Source organism: Leucobacter fengyongliangi (assembly GCF_052386045.1).
Genome location: NZ_CM126356.1, coordinates 2,035,911 through 2,054,287 on the forward strand (window position 1 = coordinate 2,035,911; position 18,377 = coordinate 2,054,287).

The window sequence follows — 18,377 nt, forward strand, 5'->3', positions numbered from 1 at the left end:
AACATGGCGCTTATTGAGCTCAAGGAAGTCGGCGATCTCCACGGGCCAGCCCGTGACATTGCGAACGCGGGAGCAGAACAGTACGGACAAATCCTCCTGACGTGGCGAGCGCTCATGGTAAAACCCGATCTATTCGCAGCGTACTTGCCGTTTCTCCATGAGGTTGTTGCTCCTGGAGAGCTTGATATGAAAATCAAGGATCTCAGTGCACTGCTCGTCGCTAAGTTGAACCACTGCACTTATACGGTGAGCCACCGAGTCGCTTCCGCCTTACGCAACGGGATTGCAGCGAGAACTATCCAACAGACAGTACTTGAAGAATGGGAGGAATTTGACCCACGGCTCAAGATCGCTCTTGAGCTCACTAAAGAAATGACCTTGGAAACCTCTCAACGGTCTCGCCAAGCTTTGCCGTACGGTGTGCGGCATGAAACCCGACGCCGTGCGCGCGACGCGTTCAGCGATGTGGAGTTGCTGGAGTTGACTTTCAGCATCAGCATCTGGAACGCATTGTCCAGATTTCATAGAGTCATGGACTTCGAGGTGGATATGCCCGAGGGTCTCGGTCTCGTGCATGTCGACTAGCTCAATGGACGGATCCCCTCTCCACCTTGCGGGAATGCGCCCGACCGCATGTTCAGCCGGGTTTGCGAACCGCTGATCTGACACTCAATCCTCAAACCAGTCCTTCCCGATGGGTCCACTCATTAGCGCTACCGCTGATGTGGCATGAGTTTGGGCTTGTTGCGAGATGACTTCTTGAACCCAATCAGCGGACGCGTCCATCAGCATTGTCCGGTCATTTACGTTTGCGCCAATTCAACCTAGACACTCTCGACCCGACCAAGATCCTCGGCTATGTATCCGACTCTCCTGCATGAGTCCTCCCATCTCGGGGCTTTCATCATCCCCGGAGAACGTTGAACCAAGGGTCAAGACAGTCCCTGCTGACCAACGACCTGCTCTTTGAACAGCGAGGGCGCGCTCTAGTCGAACGAAGCGCGCTTCGATTGGATGCGGTTCGTAAAATCCTTAATGGCGCAACACAAAGTACTCCCAGGATCTTCGAAGCCAGCGATAGCACTGATGTGATCCTTTCCTGGTTGATCGAGTCCTGTGGCCTCCCCGCCGAACAGCCTCCATTGATCGGAAAAATCGCTCGACTGACGATGAAACTCAGCCGACTCATCGCCGCCCAGCGTGGTCAGAAGCGGCGGGAGCTTAGGTGCTTGTTCAACAAGGAACAGAGGACTCTCTCTTGCAATGGTCTCGTGAGTGAGAAGTAGCTTCGGCTGCAGCCAGGAGTAGCGGAACGGTCGGAGATCGAACAGACCGCTGATGGGAATGCCACCCTTGATGACGTCTGACGGTAGTCCGTACGCACCCACCCAGTCGGTGACGGACAGCATACCTACCTGGTGTCCTCCCGCAGAATGACCTGAGACGAAGATAGCCTCGGGGTCGCCGTTGAAGCGGGAGATGTTGTGGTACGTCCACGCCAGAGCCGCTCTGTTCTGTCGAGTAATTTCGGAGATAGAGACTTTCGGGCAATGAGAATAGTTGACCATAACAACCGTCATGCCTAGACTCACTGGGCCGCGGGCGACCATGTGGAAATCAGAACTCAGCATTGCTCGCCACCAGCCGCCGTGGATGAACACCAGCACCGGCGAGTTCGGCGTTTCAGATGGGAATATGTCTATGAACTCATCCACTGTCGGCCCATAGTGGATCTGGCGTTCGTGAGCAAGGTCTCGACGAGCGCTGCGAGCCGATTCCTTCATCCACTCTCCGTAGGAGTTCATGTCGAGAACCGACTCGAGATCGTATTCTGCGTCGATTTCCTCTTGGGTCTCGAAGTCTCGATAAAGTCGCACCCTTGCTCCTTGACGTACACTCTCAACTACATTTAGTCTTACTATACAGCATGAGCAGTGAGACTTATTGCTTCTTGGAGGGATGGCGGCATGGGTGAGGCTGAATTGCCGGAACGGTGGACATCGGCGAGCGAAATACTTCAGCGCATCCGTCGGGGTGAATGCAGCGCCGTCGAAGTGACGAGCGATGCGGTCGAGCGGATTCACGCACTGAATCCCGTCTACGGCGCAGCGACCTTCCTCTCCGAGGAAGAAGCGGTGTCCGCGGCTACAGCGCTCGATCAGCGACTCGCGCGCTGCGAACCTGTCGGATCGTTGGCAGGCATACCTACGCTCATGAAGGACCTCTACGGTTTCCGTCCTGGGTGGCCAACCACGCTTGGCGGTCTGCCGGCGGCGTTGGAAGACTCGGCCCCGGACGGTGTCTGGTCACGGTACCCGCTTCAGGTCCTACGGCACGACGGCATTCTGATCGGGCAGACAAACAGTTCGACCTTTGGGTTCCGGGGCGTGACCGACAACACGTGCTTCGGCCCCACACGGAACCCCTTCGACGCCGGTCGGAACGCCGGTGGTTCCTCGGGCGGCAGCGCGGCCGCGGTCGGATCCGGAATGGTGCCAATAGCGGGAGCCTCCGATGCCGGAGGTTCGATCCGGATTCCGGCGGCATGGACGAACACCTTCGGGTTTCAGGCGTCGGCGGGGCGTGTCCCCTCATCGCCTCGGCCGTCCCTCTACCACCTCGGCCCGCACCTGTACGAAGGAGCGGTGACGAGAACGGTGGAGGACGGCCTGCTTGCCTTCAACGCGCTCCAAGGCTTCGACCCTCATGACCCGTACTCAACGCCCGAGAGCCCCATCTCGTCGAGAGTGCTCACCGCGGGAGTCGTGGGCAAACGGATGGGCCTGTCGCTGGACTTCGGTGGTTTTCCAGTCGAGCCGAGCATCGCGGACCGTATCGAGAGGGCGGCAGAGACGTTCGAAAGCCTCGGCGCGATCGTCGAGCCAGTCACCCTGAACCTCTCCCACCCGCACGATGAACTCACGCAGATGTGGCTCCGAGCGATGGGAACCCTGATGGCCGCGGACGTCGACGGCTTCGCGGCTCGTGGAGTTTCACCCGACGAGCTCGGGGCCCCGGAGGCCGTGCTGCAGTGGGTGGAAGTGGCCCGCCGGATGGCTTTCGACGAGATCGTGCGCGACCGCGTGATGCGGACGGCAGTACTTGACTGCTTTATCGAGGCCACGGAGCACTTCGACTTGCTCCTCGGCCCGACGGTCACGAGCATGCCCGTGAGCAATCGAACAGATGGTGAGACGGCCGGCCCGACGACGATTGAAGGCCACGCAGTGGATCCCCTAATCGGATGGTGCCCTACCTATCTCACGAATTTCACCGGGTTCCCGAGCGCCAGCGTCCCAACGGGCCTCGTCGATGGTCTTCCGGTCGGCATGCTGATTGTTGGCAAGAAGTTCCAAGATGCGAGTGTCTTCGCCGCGGCTGCTGCGTTCGAAGAAGCCCGACCCTGGTTCGGCAACTACAGTCTAGTGGGGTGACTTCGCCCCCGAATGCAGAACGAATGGGGGCCTCCGGTGTACGCACCAAAGGCCCCCATTCGCGTTCTTCGCCTGAATCAGACCAGCGGCGTCACGCTATCCCCATCGGTCCGGCCGAGCAGAGCCTTACCGTACAGCTCGTAGCCCAGTGCGGGGAGGATGAAGGCGTGGCGGGCGGCGACGGCCTGGTCGCGCCAATACCGTTGCAGCACGTTGACCTCCGCAAACCCACCGGAGCCGTGCGCCGTGAGCAACATGTTAATCGCGTTGGACACGGTCTCGGCAGCCCACCCAACATAGGCCCGGTTGCGCGCGCGGGTCATGTAGTCCGGGTACACGCCGGCAGCCGCAGGCTCGTCGATCTCGCGGCAGGCGCGACCGATCATCAGATCAGCTGAGTCGAGCGTGAGTGCGGCCTTGGCGATGTCAAGCTGGAACGCAATCGAATCGCTCTTGTGCGCGAAGTTCGTGTAGGCGATGGGCCGCGAAGCCCCGTCAAGCACCTTGTCGAGCACAGCGCGCCCAATGCCGAGCTGGGCGCCGACAAGGATCACGTTCAGCCACGGGATCCAACCCGCGCGATATACGTTCGGCGTATCCTCAGTTGTGCCCGGGTATTCACCGCCCAGCGCGGGGGTACCCCGCATCACGCGATGGTCCGGTACGAAAATGTCCTCGGCAACCCATGTGTTGCTGCCACTTGAGCGCATACCGGCGACATACCAAGTGTCCTTGAGCGTCAGGTCGCTAGCGGGGACGAGAAGCTGAGCAGTGTCGTCAAAATTCCCTTCCTCGTCGACGAGCTCGGCACCGAGGAACGACCATCCGGCGTGGAGCGACCCTGACGCGTAGCCCCACTCACCACTCACCATGTAGCCGCCCGTTACCCGCCTCGTCTTGCCGCTCGTGGAGAGCACAACAGTAACGCGAGTGTTCGGATCCTCACCCCAAACCTCGTCCTGCGCCTGAGTTGGCATCAGTGCCGTGAGCCAGCCAGCCATATTGTGCAATGCAGTGATCCAGGCCGTTCCTCCATCGCCGCGTCCAACAGCGCGCGCAACGTCGACATGGTCCTGGGACGTGCCCTGGAAGCCGCCGTAGCGCTTGGGCTGGGTCACGCGGAACGCACCGATCTTCTCGAGGGCGTCGACAGACTCCTGGAGCACCCTCCGATCCAGCTCACCCTGGGCTCCATTCGCCTGGAGCATTGGGCGAAGCTCGTCAATCATCTGGATAAGGCTCGGTACATCCGGAGCCACTGTATCGTTCACGGTAATTTCTTTCCTTTCGTGGTTGCGTTGCGTTCAGTCGCGATCGATGTCGTTCGCGAATTGCACCGACAAGGGGATAAGTGAAGGTCTAAACGGCGGCGATCGCGTCGATTTCGATCGTCGAGTCTTTGAAAAGCGAATGAACACCGATCACAGTGCTCGCAGGGACACTCTCGAGGTCGAGGATCGTGTCCCGCACCGTGCGGAAAACAGCAAGTTTCTCATCGTCGAGCTCCGTGATGTATACGTTGATGCGCACCAGATCGGAGACCGTCGCCCCACCGGCGTGCAGCGCACGCTCGACATCCCTAAGAGTCAGCTCAACCGCGCGCGAGAAGTCGGTGGGAACGCTGCCATCGTTCTCGAAGCCGACCGCGCCGGAGACGAAGAGCAACTCACCGGGTGCCACCTTCACGCTGTCCGAGATACCCGGAACTAACGGTGCGTCGATTCTGACGAGTCGGTTTTCGGTCATCTTCTACTCCCTAAACTAATGCTCCATTGCCTTTGTTGCGGTCGTGGCCGGTGGGAACAAGCCGCAGCCCCGCCAGATCCGACAACCAACAGCATAAGGTCATCGAACACATCGTGTCCAGTCTTACTATACCTCCAACGTGACGAGTGGTCCGATGTCCCGACGGCCCAGGCGACCGCGAAACAGCAACGGAATTCAGCGGGAATATGCGGATCCTGCCGCCTATCAGGCACTGATGGCACGACGCATCCCTCACGCTCTGACATGCGGCCGGTCATTTTCATAGAACAACAAATCAAGTGTGTCTTGACTTGTTTCCACCACTCTGGAACGCTTTTAAGAAGCTGCGGAGCGCCTTCCAAGCTCAACAGCAGATTCGAAGCCTTTGCTACCCATCACTGAAGGAGGATCCCGAAATGAGCGCAACTGCTGCTATTTCACGAGTCGAAATCACCGGTCCCGGTCGTAACCTGCTGAACCCGGAGGTTATGGCTAAGCTCGAGGCCGGCCTTCGTGCTGCGGGCGAGGACCCCAACACGAGCGGAATCATCCTCACTGGCGTTGGTGATGTCTTCTGCGGGGGCCTCGATGTGCCGGCGATCCAGGCAGGTGCCGATCCAATTCCCTTCTATTCGGCACTCATCAGCATCCTCAAGCTGATACCCGAGCTGCCGAAGCCGGTCGTCGCGGTGGTGAATGGCGATGCTGTGGCCTCGGGCGGCGCGTTCGTCGCAGTTGCCGACTATGCAATCTCCGTACCCGATGCGAAGATCGGCTCGTATGAGGTGAGCGTCGGCGTCTGGCCGATTGTCGCCCAGGTGCCGTTGATCAAGCGCCTCGGCGCGCGCGCGGCGATCCAGAACATCGCGAGCGGCGAGCCCTTCACGGCAGACCAGGCGGTCAGCGTTGGTCTCCTCAACGAGATCGGCAGCGCGGATCAAGTCGACGCACTTGCGAGCGAGTGGCTGAACAAGGCTGCTCGAGCGGGCAAGACGATGGCCTCGGGCCGGCCGTCAGTGTACCAGCTCGAGCAACTCAACCTCAGCGATGGACTGGACGCGGCGTTCAAGCTGCTGTCACAGGCGTACGAGAAGTGAGAGAAGCTCGGCAAATGTCGAATTCGAGAATTGTTAGGAATGCAGCTCCGGTCATTCCTGGAATCGCTGACAGCCTGAAGCTGTCGATCGGTGAAACGATCTTCGTCTCTGGGCAGATTGGCTTCGAAGAGAATGGCTCGAATCCCGCGACGTTCGAGCGTGCCGTCGAGCTGGGGTACCAGCAGCTGGAGCGAGCACTAGCAGTCTGGGGACTGACATTCTCCGACTTGGTGAGGGTCAACGCCTATGTGAAGCACCTCGACCAAGAGCGGCTCACGATCTGGCGGGAGACCCGGGACAAGGTGTATGGGGACGTGCCACGCTCGGCGAGCACGGTGATCGGCGTGGACTCGCTATTCGCGGACGCGGAGTTCGAGATCGACGCCATCGCGGCACTCTGAATGACAGCCCTTGTTGGCGTCCGCGGCCGCAACGTGAACAACAAATCAGTAACAAAGATAAGTTACGCTGGACATGTTATGTAGTCTAGATGTACATTATGTGCGTTGGTGCTTCTTTTGCTCCAATGTCTCAGCGTAGAGAGCCGGGTGATCCTGGCAATAGGAGTAACACTTATGTCCAATCTTCCTCAACTCAATCGTCGTGGTCTTCTGAAGGGGGCAGGCTTCGGTGCCGCCGTGGTCGGCGGATCGATGCTCCTCAGCAGCTGCGGTGGACTTCGCGGCTCGTCCGGTGGTGCAGGCGGATCCGACGTGCTGAAAATCGGGCTAGTATCGCCGCGCACCGGCCCGCTGGCGAGCTTCGCCGAGCCCGACGAGTTCGTGATCAAACACGTGAACGAAGCGTTGCGGAACGGCTTCACGGCGGGCGGCATGAAGCGTCGTGTGGAGATCATCGTCAAGGACACGCAGTCAAGCCCGACGCGTGCCACCGAGGTGACAAAGCAAATGATCACCTCTGACGGGGTGGACTTCATAATCGCCTCGGGCACTCCCGACACCGCGAACCCCGTGTCGGATCAGTGCGAGGCCGATGGCATTCCCCACGCGACCACGATCGTGCCCTGGGAGTCTTGGTACTACGGTCGCGGCGGCGAGCCAGGCGGCCAGACGTTCAAGTACGGCGCGAACTTCTACGCGGGTCTCGGCGACATGGGCGATACGTTCATCGGCATGTTTGACCGACTGGACACCAATCGCCGGGTGGGAAGTCTCTGGCCTGATGACACGGACGGCAACGCAGTTCGTTCTGGTTTCGCCAATGCACTTCCGGTTGCGGGCTTCGATGTCAGCGATGGCGGCAGCTACCAGAACGGTGCCTCGGACTTCTCTCCTCAGATTGCGAGGTTCAAGGACGCAGGAACCGAGCTCTTCACCGGAATCCCGATCCCGCCGGACTTTCAGAACTTCTGGCGCCAGGCACAGCAGCAGAACTACCGTCCGCAGCTCGCAGCGATCATGAAGTCTATGCTGTTCCCAGCCGAGGCGGAGGCGCTCGGCCCGTTGGCCAACAACATCGCCACACTCGGCTGGTGGCTGCCGACGTTTCCCTACGAGTCGAGCATCGACGGCACGTCGGCCAAGGATCTGGCCGCCGCCTTTACAAGCGACACCGGCAAGCAGTGGTCGCAGGCGCTTGGCTCGCTGTACTCACTGTTCGAGGTAGCGGTCGAGTGTTTCAAGGGTGCTGACGACCCGAAGGATCGGGACGATGTCGCAAATCAGCTCCAGAATCTGAAGTACACGGGTATCAGCGGTGAACTCGACTTTTCTTCCGGCCCAGAGCGCGGGGTGGCGATCCAAAGGTGCGCTGGGATCCAGTGGCGCCCAGGCACCGACTTCGAGTGGGACCTGGTTGTGGTCGACAATAAGACACGCCCGGATATCCCGATTGGCGGCGACCTTGAGCCGACGAACGCATGACCGAGCCCGTACTCGCTCTGAGAGGAATCTCGAAACGGTTCGGTGAGGTAGTCGTGGCCGAGGATCTCGATCTAACTGTGGCTCCGGGAGAAGCAATCGGGATCGTAGGTCCGAACGGCGCTGGGAAGAGCACGCTGTTCTCAATGATCGCGGGTGAGCAGAAGCCCGATTCGGGTGCGATCTCGATGCTGGGGAGGGATATCAGCTCTCTCCCCGCTCAGGACCGCACCCGGATCGGGATCGGCCGCACATTCCAGATCCCTCGCCCATTCGAGGGTATGAGCGTTTTCGAGAATCTCCTCGTCTTCGCAACGTCCGGGGCTGGCCTCCACGGTCATGCCGCGTACACGCGAGCCGCTGAGACAGGGGAGCGTGTCGGCCTGGGTGATGTTCTCAACGCTCAGGCCGGGTCGCTCGGTCTACTTGCTAGAAAGCGGCTCGAGCTTGCTCGCGGGCTCGCATCAGATCCGACAGTACTGCTCCTCGACGAGGTTGCCGGAGGTCTGACGGAGCCGGAGGTTGCCGATCTCGTTGAGTTGATCCGCGGGGTTCAGCAGGAGGGGCTGGCAATTGTTTGGATCGAGCATGTTGTGCATGCACTCACCCAAACGGTGCGCCGTCTTGCATGCCTTGCTGGTGGGCGTTTGATCGCGGATGGTGATCCCTTCGAGGTCCTAGACGACCCAGTTGTTCGAGAGGTCTACCTCGGCACCACCCTGACTACGGAAGAGGACACAGCGTGACCACCCTCCTCTCGGTACAAGAGATCAATGTTCATCACGGCCAGCTGCACGCGGTGCGCGACTTCTCTCTCGACGTCAACGACGGTGAGAAGACGGCCGTCATCGGCGCGAACGGAGCTGGGAAGTCCACGTTGATGAGAGCTATCGCCGGAACTCATCGTCCGACCAGCGGTCGTATTTTTTTGAGGGGGGAGGACATCACCGACCTGCATGCGGGTCGGCGTGTCGAGGCCGGCATCGCGCTGGTTCCTGAGGGACGGCGGCTGTTCCGCTCCCTCTCCCTCGAGGAGAACCTACTGACCGGCACCTACCGGAAGCGCCGCGGTACATGGTCGCTCGAGGCTATCTTCGAGCTGTTCCCCTGGATGAAGGAGCGCCGCGCGAAGCCGGTAGCGCGGCTTTCCGGCGGCGAGCAGCAGGCGGTCGCCATCGGAAGAGCACTACTCAGCAACCCCGACGTTCTGCTGATCGACGAGCTCTCGTTGGGCCTCGCACCGTCGATCGTTGCACGCATCTACGGCATGATTCCCCGCGTCGTCGAGACTGGATGCTCGGTTCTCTTCGTCGAGCAGAACGTCGCACAGGCTCTCTCCGTCGCGGATCGCGCGCTCTGCCTGCTCGAAGGAAGAACAGTTCTCACGGGAGTGGCATCGGAACTCGAACGCTCAGAGGTGGAGGACGCTTACTTTGGCGTCGCACACGGACGAGGCGGTAGGAAGGAAAGAAATTCAGATGCAGATTCTTGATGCCTTGGCGCAAGGGATCCTGCTTGGAGGCCTATACACGCTCTTTGCCGTCGGTCTTTCGATCATGTTTGGCGTCATGCGGATTGTCAACCTGGCGCACGGCGACTTCGCGATCCTCGCGGCATTCCTCGCGATCCTCCTCGTTGGCGAGACTTCATTCCCAGTGTGGCTCGTCGTCGCGATTACCGTGCCGGCGTTCGCCGCCATCGGCTACTTCCTGCAGCGCACCCTCTTTCAGCAGAGCTTGAATTCCGGGCCGCTCTCGACGCTCCTCGTCACATTCGGCATGTCGATCGTTATCCAGAATGCCCTCCTCGAGGCATTCTCCGCGAACCCGCAGCGGCTTGATGTCGGCCAACTTGCGACGGCATCGTTCCCCGTGGGACCGATTGCGATTCCCTACATCGGCGTGCTCGGACTTATGCTGGCGATCCTCTGCATCGTGGCGATCGAGCTGTTCCTGCGCCGGACTGCCACCGGCCGTATGACGCGTGCGGTTTCCGACGACCCGGACACTGCCAGACTCACGGGAGCGAACTCCCGCCACATCTATGGCTTCGCGACCGGCATTGCCTTCGGAGCTGTGGCGATCGCGGGTCTACTCCTCGCCGCACGCTCGTCTGTTGAGCCCACGGCTGGTTCGATGCGACTGATATTCGCATTCGAAGCCGTTGTCATCGGCGGGTTGGGTTCCCTTTGGGGCACCCTCGTCGGTGGGCTTTCGCTCGGAGTTGTGCAGACGCTCGTCGCACATTTTGATCCTTCGAGTTCAATTCTGGCCGGCCATCTCCTCTTCCTGCTCGTGCTCGCGTTCCGTCCGCAGGGTCTGATCCCGGCAAGGAGTCTTTGATGAACACCCCGAACTCTCTCCTCATTCGCCGGTCGCGGCGATCTTCAAACCTGAGCTTCGTCGCCCTGGGACTCGTGGCAGTCGGCCTCGTCATGATGCCCTACGTGGTATACCAATCCGTCACCTCGTCAATGGTGATGCTGTTCGTCCTGGTGATCATCGCAAGCATGTGGAATCTCCTCGCGGGCTTCGGAGGACTCGTGTCGATAGGCCAGCAGGCCTACATTGGCATCGGCGCCTATACGGTCATCGTTATGGCGGATCTCGGGGTCCATCCCCTGATCGGCGTATTTTTCGGCGCGCTGACCTCGGCGATGCTCGCACTTCCGACCTCCTGGCTCGCCTTCCGCCTGCGTGGTGACTATTTCGCCGTCGGAACATGGGTGATCGCCGAGGTCTATCGACTCGTCATGATCAAGTTCCAATTCGTGGGCGGCGCTGACGGAAAATCGCTGGTTGGTCTTTCGGGACTGGATCCGGTCATGCGAAGCGCTCTCACCTACTGGTTCGCTCTCGGCATTGCGATCCTGACCGTCCTCGGCTGCTTCTGGCTGCTGCGAAGCCGGATCGGGCTAGCGCTCACCGCGATTCGCGATGACGAAGTCTCGGCACGGGCAGGCGGCATTGACGCGACGCGGATCAAGCGCATCGTCTATCTGGTGTCGGCCGCCGGGTGCGGCCTGGCGGGCGGCATTCTCGTCGTGGACGCGCTTCGCGTTCAGCCGGACGCGATCTTCAGTGTTTCGTGGTCGGCGTACATGATCTTCATCGTCATCATCGGCGGCATCGGCTATCTTGAAGGACCCCTGATCGGGGCACTTGTCTTTTTCGCAATGCAGCAGTTTCTTGCGGAGATGGGGACCTGGTACCTAATGCTGCTAGGCGTTCTAGCCATCTGCGCTGCTGCATGGTTCCCGAAGGGACTCTGGGGCGCGTTCAGCCAGAAGACGGGCTTCAGGCTTTTCCCAGTTGGATACCACGTCGCCCAAAGGTTCGACACACCTGTTGATTCACGTGCACCTCTGTTCAGAAACTAATTGGTCACTCCGGTAGCGCTCAATGCTAGGGCGAAGTCATGTGCAATATTAATTGTGAATCAACTATTGCAAATACACACTTCTTTATTGTTAAGCTAGAATAAACATGATGTTTCCCAATCGCCCATAGAAATCGCTATGAGCGACCCACCACCAACGGAAGGTGTGCGAGTATGCCAATTCCAACGTACGGCACCAACGCAGTCGACTGGGAGGAGCGGATCAACTTCGAACGCCTCCGCGACGGACGCCTGGCGCGGCTGAAGGCCGAGCTCGAGAAGTCGAGCATGGGTGCGATCCTCGCCTTCGACTTCTCGAACATCCGCTACATGTCGGCCACGCACATCGGCACCTGGGCGATGGACAAGGCGATCCGCTTCGCCCTGCTCACCCGCCACAGCGACCCGATCGTGTGGGACTTCGGGTCGGCCGCGAAGCACCACGACCTCTACAACCCGTGGCTGCACACGACGACCGCCGAGATGGACGCCGACCCGCACGCCCCGCACCACGGCGCCAAGAGGATGCGGCTCGAGTCGGGCGCCCGCGCCGGGATCTCGACCCTGCGCGGGGCGTTCCCGCCCGACGCGGGCATCGCCGAGGAGGTGGCGCGCAAGGTCAAGCGCGAGCTGGAGAGGTTCGGGCTGCTGGGCGAACCGCTGGGCGTCGACCTCATCGAGCTGCCGATCCTCTTCGCCATGCAGCAGGCCGGCATCGAGATCGTCGACGGCCAGCAGGTGTTCCTGAACGCCCGCGCGGTCAAGATCGACGAGGAGATCAAGCTGCTGACGCAGGCGTGCTCCATGGTCGACGCCGCCTACACCGATCTGTACCAGTTCCTGAAGCCGGGCGTGCGCGAGAACGAGACGGTCGGCCTCGTCGCGAAGAAGCTCTACGACCTCGGCTCGGAGTACGTCGAGGGCGTCAACGCGATCTCGGGCGAGCGCTGCTCGCCGCACCCGCACGTGTTCTCGGACCGCCTGATCCGCCCCGGCGACCCGGCGTTCTTCGACATCCTGCACAGCCACCAGGGCTACCGCACCTGCTACTACCGCACCTTCGCGGTCGGCTCGGCAAGCCCCGCCCAGGTCGACGCCTACACGCGGGCCCGCGAATACATGGACCGCGCGATCGCCCTCGTGCGCCCGGGCGCGACCACCGCCGACATCTGCGCGGTCTGGCCGAAGGCAGAAGAGTTCGGCTTCCCGGACGAGGAGGCGGCCTTCGCCCTGCAGTACGGGCACGGCGTGGGCCTGTCGATCTGGGAGAAGCCGATCTTCTCGCGCCTCATTTCGTTCGAGCACCCCGAGGAGCTGAAGGAGGGCATGGTGTTCGCGCTCGAGACCTACTGGCCGTCGGCCGACGGCATCGGCGCGGCGCGCATTGAGGAGGAGGTCGTCGTGACCGCCGACGGCTGCGAGGTCATCACCAAGTTCCCGGCCGAGGAGCTGCTCGTCGCGGGGCCCCGCTACCACGCGGTCGGCGCAGACCTGCCGACGCTGCGCGACTCGCAGTCGCACCTGAACACTTCCTGGGGCCGCGGCGACGCATAGCGTTTGCCCACTCTCCTCTACCGTCATGTGGCACAACCCCGAAAGAGAAAGATAGACATTCATGATTGATGCAGCACTGACCACCAGCGTCTCTGCCGAGGACTTCAAGTTTGCTTTTCGACACCATCCCGCCGGAGTGGCCGTGGTCACCGCAGATGCCGGGAACGGTCCGGTTGCAATGACAGTCAGCTCACTTTCCTCTGTGGGTATTGCTCCTCCGACTCTAGTATTCTCCGCATCTCCCCGTTCCTCTGCAACGCCCGTCATCCGCGAAGCAGGTACATTGGTCGTCCATATGCTGACCGCAGATCAGGTCGAGCTAGCAAAGCTTGCATCGACGAGCGGAGTCGACCGTTTCGGCGAGGACGTCAACTGGGACCGCCTCCCCACCGGTGAGCCGTACTATCCAGAAGCTAGCGAGTGGCTCCGCGGCCGAATTATTGGCCGACTGGACATTAACGGATCAACACTCGTTGTCGTCGAAGCACTTCAAGCCAAGCCCCGTGAGGACGTCGAGCACGACGATCGTCTTCCCCTCGTTTACCACAATCGCACCTGGCATGCATTGGGCGAACATTCCCGACTTGGTTGAATCGGGTCCTTCTACTGCGTCCCGGCGTTGCAATACCTGCAATCCCTTTCAACGCCGGGACTCATCAATTAGTAATTTGATGGTGTTTGGATACCAGCAACAATCCAATTCCGTGACAGGTGTGCTTCTGACTGGCCGGACATTCTCACTGAGCCTGGCCGGCGCATGGGACCGACAGGCACTGCCGAAGCTCGGGATTCCGCAAACCACACTACGTCGGTGGCGCTCTCCGTGATTCCTGCCCAACTCCGAATCGGACCACCACATTCCCAATGACCAGCACTAAACTCAGTGCTTCAGCGCCTCTTTCCCATCCAATTCTCACAACCGTCGAGAGTATCCGCACCACTCCTACCCAGCGGGCTGCGTTCTGTCAGGCCAAAATCATTCACGTTCTCGAGGGACACGTTTCGATTGAGACTCTGGGCGGTTTCGCAACTCTTGATCCCGGCATGACCTTGTGTCTGGGGGCCGGGCGCTGGTGCAGGCTGCTGCCGCACTCTCGTACGCGTCTCTGGACAGCGTACCTAGACGAACGATTCTTCCGAACCGTGATGGGATGGTTTCTCCCAGACAGGTCCCGTGTCTCTCACGGGCTACACCCTCTCGAGTGGGACGGCGCTCCGATAGTCCTTAACCCCGGACTGAGGGCGCTCGAGGAGATAGAGCCTCTCTGGCGGCAGATCGCGGGCCTGGCCGGCGTCGATTCGCCCGAGGTAGTTGCCATCAGCACAGTCGAACTCTTTGCGCGTTGGATGAGAAAAATTGTTCCTACCTTTGTCTCTCACCAAAGTGCGATTGCAGAGCCCCGAACTCTGAGATCCCCTGTTGCGGGACGCCTCTCTGATACATCTTCCATTGGCTACGTGGGCCGCGCCACAGAACTCCTTTGGGCAAGTATGAACGAGAGTTGGACAGTGAGCAGACTTGCCCATGCTGTCCAGATCTCGAGGAACCAGCTCACTCGTCAGTTCGTCACTCAAGTCGGTGCGCCGCCAATGCGCTACTTAACTAGCATTCGTCTAGTCGAGTTCACACGACTGATAGATGAGACCGATCTTTCCGTTGAGCAAGCTGCGCGCACTGTGGGGTGGACTGATCCCCGTGTTGCTGCAGCCTGGTTTACGCGGCGGTTCGGCATGACCCCTTCGCACTATCGCCTTCGCCCTCACCGTCGCGCAATAGCCAGTCATATTTGTGTTGCCTGTCGCGATATGCAGCGACATTTTTCTGGCCAGGTCCTTCGTTAAATAACCCACGAAACTCGGGAATTGAACCAGCCTACGGAGTTCAACATCGACCTCGTGCCTTGATTGAGCTAGACCCTTGTACAGCGCGTTGTCGGAGCCTCCCGAGAGCGGACTTCACGGACGAAGCTGGTGCACCTGATCTGTGGAGCGACGTAGAAACGTGGCCAATCAAGGATGAGAGGGCATCATGGTTGCACTCAATCACAATCCAGCGCAGTCGCGGGAAGCGAAGCTTGACGAGGTGCGCGAGCATCTCAACGCGCAGGTCGAGAACCTCGTCACGGGCGAGGACTGGAAGCGGGCGCTGTCGTTCGCTGCGAAGTTCCGGTCGCGTTCTGTGAACAACTCGTGGCTGATCTTCGCGCAGCATCAGGCCGCGTGGGAGACCGGCCGGGTCCCGGCACCAATGCCGACGTATGTGGCGGGGTTCCGGCAGTGGGAGCAGCTCGGTCGCCACGTCGAAAAGGGCCAGAAGGGGTACGCGATCCTCGCCCCAGTGATCGGGAAGTTCGCTTCGAAGACCCCGGCGAATCCGATGTCATGGCGCCAGCTCGCACCCCGCGAAGCTCCACTGCCGGGCGAGAAAGTGAAATCCGAGATGGTCGGCGCGAAAGTCGCCCACGTCTTCGACATCTCCCAGACCACCGGCCCCGACGTGCCTCTCCCACCGTCACCGCAGCTCCTCGCAGGCGAAGCGCCGGCCGGCCTTCGCGAGGGTCTGATCCAGCAGGTCGAGGAGGCCGGATTCACGTTCATGCCGGTGCCGCACGATGGCATGATCCACGGTGCGAACGGCATCACGAAGTTCGATGACCGTCAGGTCGCGGTCCGCACGAACATGGACGATGCCGCCCAGGTGAAAACGCTCGTGCACGAGCTCGCGCATCTGAAGATGCACGGCCCCTACCAGGTGGAGGCGCGGCAGCATCGCGGGATCGGCGAAGTGGAGGCCGAGTCGGTCGCGCTCATGGTCGGTGCCGCGCACGGCATGGATACGAGCGCCTACACGATCCCGTATGTTTCGGGGTGGGCGATGGCCGCCGACGGGAAGAACCCGATCCAGATCGTGCAGGCCACGGCCGAGCGCGTGCGGAAAGTCGCGCTCGAGATCCTGGACCAGCTCGACACCGTGCAGATCGGCGACGGCACCCCACCCGGCCTCACCCGCGACGCCCCCGAGCGCGCGACTGCGAAGCAGGCCGAACGAAAGCCACCGGCACGCCCCGCTGCACGAAAACCAGCACAGACAGCGCGGCCCCTGGCCTCGGTTCGGGGGCTGTGATGGATGCCGAACAGCTCCTCGGCCCGGTCGCCGGCCTGTCGCTGGCGGATGCCGCGCAGCACTATGCGGGTCTCGGGGTGCCGGTGTTCCCGTGCGTGCCCGGTGAGAAGCGGCCGCTCGTGGCGCACGGCTTCAAAGACGCGACCGCTGACACGGCCCAGGTGGGTGCGTGGTGGCGGCGCTGGCCGGAGGCGAACATCGGCATCCCGACCGGCCCTGCCTCCGGTATCGAAGTCGTCGATGTCGACGTGAAGGGCGACGAACCTCGCGGGCCCGTCTCTTGGCAGCGAGCCACGCAGGCAGGCTTCCTCGACGGCTGGGCGGCGCACGTCGTCACCCCTTCGGGTGGGCTCCACGTCTACTATCCGGCGGCTGACATGGAGCAACGCTCGTGGGCGTCGGGGAACGCGCAGCTCGATTACCGTGGTACTGCCGGATACATCGTCGCCCCACCGTCTCGAACGGTGGTCGGCGGCGAGGTGGTCGCGTATCAGCTCCTCGACCTTGCTACCGGCGACGTGCAGCCCGTCAATGCCGGCGCGTTGCGGGAGTTCCTGGACCCGCGGCCACCGCAGCGTTCGTCATGGGAGGCGCGCCCGTTCAGCGGCACGCTCGAAGAGCGCACTCAGCGCATCGCGGCGTGGCTGGAAGGACAAGGTGAGGGCGAGAGGAATCAGGGCTTGTTCTGGGCGTCGTGCCGCCTCGCCGAGAACGGTGTCGCCCTGTCCGATGCGTTCGAGGCGCTGGGTCCGGTCGCGGAAGGAATCGGGTTGCCGCCGCGGGAGGTTGAGCGCACGATCCGCTCCGCTTACCGCGGCCCCACCCCCGTACCGTCGGCATCGGCAGCGGGGCCACCGCGGCCGGGCGCGCAGCGCACCTCAGTCGGTCGAGGGCGGGTACTCGCATGAACGACACGACGACACGACGGGGTGGTCGGCTCGCGGTGATGACGGCGGTCGCGGGCACCGTGCTGATCGCGGCCGGGGCGTTCTGGCTCAGCTTCACCGCACTGGCCGATCTCGCCCGCCGGTCCGGGATCGATGCCGGGCAGGCGTGGGCGTGGCCGCTGATCGTGGACGGCATCATCGTCGTCGCGACCGTCGCCGTCGTTGCCCTCGCCGGCACCCGGGTTGCGTGGTATCCGTGGCTGCTGCTGATCTGCGGTGCCGGATTGTCGGTGACGGCGAACTCGATTCACGCGATCGTCGCGGCGGACGCCGATGTGCCCGCGGTGCTCGCGGCGTGTGTGGCGGCGGTGCCACCGCTGGTGCTGCTCGCGATCACGCACCTCACGGTGATCCTCACCCGGTATCAACCCGCCACCGAGGGAGCCATATCGGCTGATGTCGACTCCAAGGTGCCGCTGATCGGCGTGCCTGCGATCGTCGCGCCGCCGGAGCACGAGCCCTTGGCGATTCCGGTGCAGGATCACGTTTGGGCGAGCGAGGCCGTGCTGGATGGCTGGACTGGCCGCGAGGTGGCCGGGGCGCTGCGGTCGGGAGGCTGGTCGAACAAGAAGATCGCCCGCTACCTCGAAGTCCACCCCTCGACCGTCGGCCGATGGTTCGCTCACGACACCGACCAGCGAGGCGAGAAAGCGGGTGGCAGCCCCGAAGCAGAACCGATGGCGCATCCCGTTGATGCGACATCCACCGAGAGCGAGGAGGAAGCCTCATGAACCCTGAATACCAGCCCGTCGGCGGGCCGGAGGCGGCGCGGTCGCGCCTGCATCCTGCGCTTGCGGCGGCCATGCAATCAGAAACCGCCCGCTCGACAGACCCGGTGGCGGCAGAGGTTGCAGAGGCGGAGCGGTCGATGCTCGCCGTGCATCGCGATCCCACATTGAACGCTTCTGAGGCGGAGGCCGAGACCCCTGCACCCGAGGCAGGCGCCGAAGAGAAGCCGCGCACGCAGGTGCGGTGGGTGCGCCCGACCGAGCTCGCGATGCAGGGCGGCTCGGGGGCCACGGGCTGGGGAGTCGATCTGCGCGCCGAGCTCGGGCAGCGGGTTCGCGACGCGCGTACCGGACGAAAGCAGGATCGCGCCGAACGCCGCAGCGAACGCGCTCAGCGTCTGCCTGATCTGTCGATCTCGGGCCGCCGTGCCCGCCGCGCCCCTGGGCAGGAGCGTTCGGGCATGGGTCTGAGGTGATCCGCCATGAACG

19 protein-coding genes are annotated in these 18,377 nt (G+C 61.9%); 16 read left to right on the forward strand and 3 right to left on the reverse strand.

Annotated elements, in window-relative coordinates:
• The first annotated feature begins 3 nt into the window (after window positions 1–3).
• Window positions 4–585, forward strand: a complete 582-nt coding sequence (locus tag ACTNFK_RS09680) for a carboxymuconolactone decarboxylase family protein (RefSeq protein WP_435936957.1) — start codon at window positions 4–6, stop codon at window positions 583–585.
• 401 nt (window positions 586–986) lie between these two features.
• Here ACTNFK_RS09680 and ACTNFK_RS09685 read toward each other — a convergent pair whose 3' ends face one another.
• Complete coding sequence (locus tag ACTNFK_RS09685; protein ID WP_435936958.1) at window positions 987–1,877, reverse strand: alpha/beta hydrolase; 891 nt, start codon at window positions 1,875–1,877, stop codon at window positions 987–989.
• 90 nt (window positions 1,878–1,967) lie between these two features.
• Between ACTNFK_RS09685 and ACTNFK_RS09690 the strand changes: the two genes are divergently transcribed.
• A complete protein-coding gene (locus ACTNFK_RS09690) occupies window positions 1,968–3,434 on the forward strand; it encodes an amidase (RefSeq protein WP_435936959.1) in 1,467 nt (488 codons plus the stop codon).
• Window positions 3,435–3,511: 77 nt separating this feature from the next.
• Here ACTNFK_RS09690 and ACTNFK_RS09695 read toward each other — a convergent pair whose 3' ends face one another.
• Both ACTNFK_RS09695 and ACTNFK_RS09700 read right to left on the reverse strand, forming a co-directional pair.
• A complete protein-coding gene (locus ACTNFK_RS09695) occupies window positions 3,512–4,705 on the reverse strand; it encodes an acyl-CoA dehydrogenase family protein (RefSeq protein WP_435936960.1) in 1,194 nt (397 codons plus the stop codon).
• 88 nt (window positions 4,706–4,793) lie between these two features.
• Entirely contained in the window at window positions 4,794–5,180 is a 387-nt protein-coding gene (locus ACTNFK_RS09700; RefSeq protein WP_435936961.1) for a RidA family protein, read from the reverse strand.
• A gap of 416 nt (window positions 5,181–5,596) precedes the next feature.
• Here ACTNFK_RS09700 and ACTNFK_RS09705 point away from each other — a divergent pair, with 416 nt between their 5' ends.
• The 14 genes from ACTNFK_RS09705 to ACTNFK_RS09770 all read left to right on the forward strand — a co-directional run bounded on the left by ACTNFK_RS09705 (window position 5,597) and on the right by ACTNFK_RS09770 (window position 18,364).
• Entirely contained in the window at window positions 5,597–6,277 is a 681-nt protein-coding gene (locus tag ACTNFK_RS09705; RefSeq protein ID WP_435936962.1) for an enoyl-CoA hydratase/isomerase family protein, read from the forward strand.
• A gap of 14 nt (window positions 6,278–6,291) precedes the next feature.
• On the forward strand, window positions 6,292–6,678 hold the full coding sequence (locus tag ACTNFK_RS09710) for a RidA family protein (RefSeq protein WP_435936963.1): 387 nt from the start codon (window positions 6,292–6,294) through the stop codon (window positions 6,676–6,678).
• A gap of 174 nt (window positions 6,679–6,852) precedes the next feature.
• Entirely contained in the window at window positions 6,853–8,160 is a 1,308-nt protein-coding gene (locus ACTNFK_RS09715) for an ABC transporter substrate-binding protein (protein WP_435936964.1), read from the forward strand.
• Window positions 8,157–8,903 carry an ABC transporter ATP-binding protein gene (locus ACTNFK_RS09720; RefSeq protein ID WP_435936965.1) on the forward strand — a complete coding sequence of 249 codons (747 nt, stop codon included), beginning with the start codon at window positions 8,157–8,159 and terminating at the stop codon, window positions 8,901–8,903. Before ACTNFK_RS09715 ends, ACTNFK_RS09720 begins: the two co-directional genes overlap by 4 nt.
• Window positions 8,900–9,649: an ABC transporter ATP-binding protein gene (locus tag ACTNFK_RS09725; RefSeq protein WP_435936966.1), complete on the forward strand. Its 750-nt coding sequence runs from the start codon at window positions 8,900–8,902 to the stop codon at window positions 9,647–9,649. Before ACTNFK_RS09720 ends, ACTNFK_RS09725 begins: the two co-directional genes overlap by 4 nt.
• The gene (locus tag ACTNFK_RS09730) at window positions 9,636–10,499 is read left to right on the forward strand and encodes a branched-chain amino acid ABC transporter permease (RefSeq protein ID WP_435936967.1); all 864 of its coding nucleotides are present in this window, start codon (window positions 9,636–9,638) and stop codon (window positions 10,497–10,499) included. The genes ACTNFK_RS09725 and ACTNFK_RS09730 overlap by 14 nt, the downstream gene beginning before the upstream one ends.
• A 74-nt stretch (window positions 10,500–10,573) precedes the next feature.
• The gene (locus tag ACTNFK_RS09735; RefSeq protein ID WP_445117157.1) at window positions 10,574–11,536 is read left to right on the forward strand and encodes a branched-chain amino acid ABC transporter permease; all 963 of its coding nucleotides are present in this window, start codon (window positions 10,574–10,576) and stop codon (window positions 11,534–11,536) included.
• 173 nt (window positions 11,537–11,709) lie between these two features.
• A complete protein-coding gene (locus tag ACTNFK_RS09740) occupies window positions 11,710–13,089 on the forward strand; it encodes a M24 family metallopeptidase (RefSeq protein WP_435936969.1) in 1,380 nt (459 codons plus the stop codon).
• Between the two features lie 61 nt (window positions 13,090–13,150).
• Window positions 13,151–13,681, forward strand: a complete 531-nt coding sequence (locus tag ACTNFK_RS09745; RefSeq protein WP_435936970.1) for a flavin reductase family protein — start codon at window positions 13,151–13,153, stop codon at window positions 13,679–13,681.
• 899 nt (window positions 13,682–14,580) lie between these two features.
• The gene (locus ACTNFK_RS09750; RefSeq protein WP_435936971.1) at window positions 14,581–14,931 is read left to right on the forward strand and encodes a helix-turn-helix domain-containing protein; all 351 of its coding nucleotides are present in this window, start codon (window positions 14,581–14,583) and stop codon (window positions 14,929–14,931) included.
• A 187-nt stretch (window positions 14,932–15,118) separates the two neighbouring features.
• Window positions 15,119–16,213 (forward strand): ArdC-like ssDNA-binding domain-containing protein, encoded by a 1,095-nt coding sequence (locus ACTNFK_RS09755; RefSeq protein WP_435936972.1) that lies wholly within the window; start codon window positions 15,119–15,121, stop codon window positions 16,211–16,213.
• Window positions 16,213–17,121 (forward strand): bifunctional DNA primase/polymerase, encoded by a 909-nt coding sequence (locus ACTNFK_RS09760; protein WP_435936973.1) that lies wholly within the window; start codon window positions 16,213–16,215, stop codon window positions 17,119–17,121. The genes ACTNFK_RS09755 and ACTNFK_RS09760 overlap by 1 nt, the downstream gene beginning before the upstream one ends.
• Window positions 17,118–17,891: a DUF2637 domain-containing protein gene (locus ACTNFK_RS09765; RefSeq protein WP_435936974.1), complete on the forward strand. Its 774-nt coding sequence runs from the start codon at window positions 17,118–17,120 to the stop codon at window positions 17,889–17,891. Before ACTNFK_RS09760 ends, ACTNFK_RS09765 begins: the two co-directional genes overlap by 4 nt.
• Entirely contained in the window at window positions 17,888–18,364 is a 477-nt protein-coding gene (locus ACTNFK_RS09770) for a hypothetical protein (protein WP_435936975.1), read from the forward strand. The genes ACTNFK_RS09765 and ACTNFK_RS09770 overlap by 4 nt, the downstream gene beginning before the upstream one ends.
• The last annotated feature ends 13 nt before the right edge of the window (window positions 18,365–18,377 follow it).

Coding starts and splice junctions, on each gene's coding strand:
- ACTNFK_RS09680 (WP_435936957.1), top strand. CDS start 4: ATGGCGCTTATTGAGCTCAAGGAAGTCGGCGATCTCCACGGGCCAGCC.
- ACTNFK_RS09690 (WP_435936959.1), top strand. CDS start 1,968: ATGGGTGAGGCTGAATTGCCGGAACGGTGGACATCGGCGAGCGAAATA.
- ACTNFK_RS09700 (WP_435936961.1), bottom strand. CDS start 5,180: ATGACCGAAAACCGACTCGTCAGAATCGACGCACCGTTAGTTCCGGGT.
- ACTNFK_RS09705 (WP_435936962.1), top strand. CDS start 5,597: ATGAGCGCAACTGCTGCTATTTCACGAGTCGAAATCACCGGTCCCGGT.
- ACTNFK_RS09710 (WP_435936963.1), top strand. CDS start 6,292: ATGTCGAATTCGAGAATTGTTAGGAATGCAGCTCCGGTCATTCCTGGA.
- ACTNFK_RS09715 (WP_435936964.1), top strand. CDS start 6,853: ATGTCCAATCTTCCTCAACTCAATCGTCGTGGTCTTCTGAAGGGGGCA.
- ACTNFK_RS09720 (WP_435936965.1), top strand. CDS start 8,157: ATGACCGAGCCCGTACTCGCTCTGAGAGGAATCTCGAAACGGTTCGGT.
- ACTNFK_RS09730 (WP_435936967.1), top strand. CDS start 9,636: ATGCAGATTCTTGATGCCTTGGCGCAAGGGATCCTGCTTGGAGGCCTA.
- ACTNFK_RS09740 (WP_435936969.1), top strand. CDS start 11,710: ATGCCAATTCCAACGTACGGCACCAACGCAGTCGACTGGGAGGAGCGG.
- ACTNFK_RS09745 (WP_435936970.1), top strand. CDS start 13,151: ATGATTGATGCAGCACTGACCACCAGCGTCTCTGCCGAGGACTTCAAG.
- ACTNFK_RS09750 (WP_435936971.1), top strand. CDS start 14,581: ATGAACGAGAGTTGGACAGTGAGCAGACTTGCCCATGCTGTCCAGATC.
- ACTNFK_RS09755 (WP_435936972.1), top strand. CDS start 15,119: ATGGTTGCACTCAATCACAATCCAGCGCAGTCGCGGGAAGCGAAGCTT.
- ACTNFK_RS09760 (WP_435936973.1), top strand. CDS start 16,213: ATGGATGCCGAACAGCTCCTCGGCCCGGTCGCCGGCCTGTCGCTGGCG.
- ACTNFK_RS09765 (WP_435936974.1), top strand. CDS start 17,118: ATGAACGACACGACGACACGACGGGGTGGTCGGCTCGCGGTGATGACG.
- ACTNFK_RS09770 (WP_435936975.1), top strand. CDS start 17,888: ATGAACCCTGAATACCAGCCCGTCGGCGGGCCGGAGGCGGCGCGGTCG.